Source organism: Burkholderia sp. Cy-637 (genome assembly GCF_011753175.1).
Taxonomy (GTDB): Bacteria; Pseudomonadota; Gammaproteobacteria; order Burkholderiales; family Burkholderiaceae; genus Burkholderia; species Burkholderia gladioli.
Genome location: NZ_VWWC01000354.1, coordinates 1 through 1,959 on the forward strand (window position 1 = coordinate 1; position 1,959 = coordinate 1,959).

3 protein-coding genes and 1 pseudogene are annotated in these 1,959 nt (G+C 71.0%); all 4 read right to left on the minus strand.

The window, feature by feature from the left end; all coding sequences use genetic code 11:
* A pseudogene (locus tag F3J10_RS36715) lies at window positions 1-128 on the minus strand (adenosylmethionine decarboxylase); the annotation flags it as partial.
* Window positions 125-274 (minus strand): hypothetical protein, encoded by a 150-nt coding sequence (locus F3J10_RS35415; RefSeq protein ID WP_166915705.1) that lies wholly within the window; start codon window positions 272-274, stop codon window positions 125-127. The pseudogene F3J10_RS36715 and the gene F3J10_RS35415, both read right to left, overlap by 4 nt.
* The gene (locus tag F3J10_RS35420) at window positions 271-1,788 is read right to left on the minus strand and encodes a DUF4178 domain-containing protein (protein ID WP_166915707.1); all 1,518 of its coding nucleotides are present in this window, start codon (window positions 1,786-1,788) and stop codon (window positions 271-273) included. The genes F3J10_RS35415 and F3J10_RS35420 overlap by 4 nt, the downstream gene beginning before the upstream one ends.
* 9 nt (window positions 1,789-1,797) lie before the next feature.
* Window positions 1,798-1,959: SHOCT domain-containing protein (locus tag F3J10_RS35425; RefSeq protein WP_167244029.1), on the minus strand; the 162-nt coding region annotated here is incomplete at its 5' end.

Below are 1,959 nucleotides of genomic sequence, written 5' to 3' on the forward strand. Positions count from 1 at the left end.
TCGGCCGCGCGCGCGGCCGCGGTCAGGATCGCCTCGAGCCGCGCCGCGTCGCGCAGCCGCGCGGGCTCGATGCCGTCGAGGTCGGCCAGCACGTGCGAACCCTGGGCGGGCGTCGATACCGGCCTCATTTGTGCGATCCGTAGGAGGAGTAGCCGCTGCGCGCCGAGGTGCTGCCGTAGCCGCCGTAACCGCTGCCGATATGGCTCTCGTGGCCGGCGCAGCTGAACATCAGCACCATCAGCGTCGCGTAGATGCCGTACAGCAGATGCTTCATCGTTGCCCGCCTCCGTTACCGGCGAACGCGCGCCAGATCCATTCCGGTACCCACAGCATCACCACGCCGAGGATCACCACCACCATGCCGGCATCGAAGGCCAGCAGGACCGGCAGGTTCACCACGCAGAGGATCACGCTGAAGATCATCGGCAACGGCGCGAAGCTGGACTTGCCGGTGCCTTGCGCGGCGCGCTGCTGGCGCTGGGCGGCCGCGCCCGGCACGCTCGCGGCCAGCGAGGGCAGCTTGAAGCGCTCGGCGAGCTTGGCCGCGGTGAGCCGCGAGGCGCGCGACCAGACCAGCTCGTTCGGGCTGGTTTCGAGCGTGAGCTTGTTGCGCTGCCAACTGTAGTCGGCGATCTCGGTGATGTCGCCCACCCGCGCCTGCCAGTTGAAGGCGCCCACCACGTAGGTGATCTCGGAGCGATAGCGCTCGCGCTGCCGGTAGCGCTTGCCGTCGAGCGAGACCGCGTCCTCGTCCTCGATGGCAGGCCAGTTGTCGAGCACGCTCACGCGCTCCCAGCCGGCATCGCTGTGCACCAGCCACAGGAAGCCGCGCCTGGGATGCATCAGCAGGTATTCGTCCCAGCTTTCCTCGTCGCCGGGCACGCGGCAGCGCAGCATGCCGATCACCGTGTAGCTCAGGCCGTCGAACACGCCGCTCGCGCCGAGCGGCAAGGCGCCTTCCTGCTCGGCCAGCTTGCGCGCCTTCGAGAACACGATCTGCTGCTCGGGCGTGCAGTGGATGCCGGCGTGGCAGGAACTGCAGACCACGTAGTCGGCCAGGCCCGGCACATAGGATTGCGAAGCACCGCAGCTCGGACAGGCGAAGGCGATCATCTCGCCCTTGGGCGCGGCGGTGGCCGCCACCCTCTCCGGATCGCGCAGCCCCGTCAGCGCGAGGCGATCGAGTTCGAGCGCCTCGCCGACATACAGCTCGGGGCGCCCGCCGTTGCGCTCCGCCTCGGCATAGTCGAGCGTGGCGAAGGCCGAGCCGCTGCGCAGGTCGGCCACGCGCGCGGCCCAGCCCGCGTCGACGCGAAACGGCAGCTCGCCCTCGCCGCCAGTGCAGCGCGCGGTACGCAGGTCGGATACCAGGTAGCGCCGGCCGGCCAGTTCCTGGGGCTGGCCCGGCGCGAGCGAGGAGAAGGCGGGCCAGGCGCCGCCGGGCAGCGCCTCGTCCTGGCGCACCGTCACCGTGTACTGGCCCGAGGCTTCCGAGAGCCAGCCGAAGCCGCCGTCGTCGAAGGCGACATACCACTCGCTCCAGAAGCCGGCTTCATAGTCGAGCCGGATCCGGCCCAGCAGCGTGAAGGCCCGCTCGCCGAAGCGGCCCGCCGCGCCGATCTGCAGCAGGGAGTCGTCGTCGAGCACGGCGGCCAGCTCGCCGATCCGCTCGACCGCCTCGCCGCGCCGCAGCAGGGTGCTGCGGCAGAACCCGCAGACGGCCATCACGGCCGCCGGCGAGCGCATCTCGACCGGCGCGCCGCATTGGGGGCACGTGGTGTTGAACATCGGGCGGGCTTATTGCGTCAGTTTCGCGAGGATCTCGGCCTTCGCGCGCGCGTATTCGTCCTCGGTCACCAGGCCCTTGTCGAGCAGCGTCTTCAGTTGCTGCAGGCGCTCGACGTAGTCGGTGGCGGGTGCCGCGGCCGGTGCGGGGGCAGGCGCCGCCGGCTGGCCCGG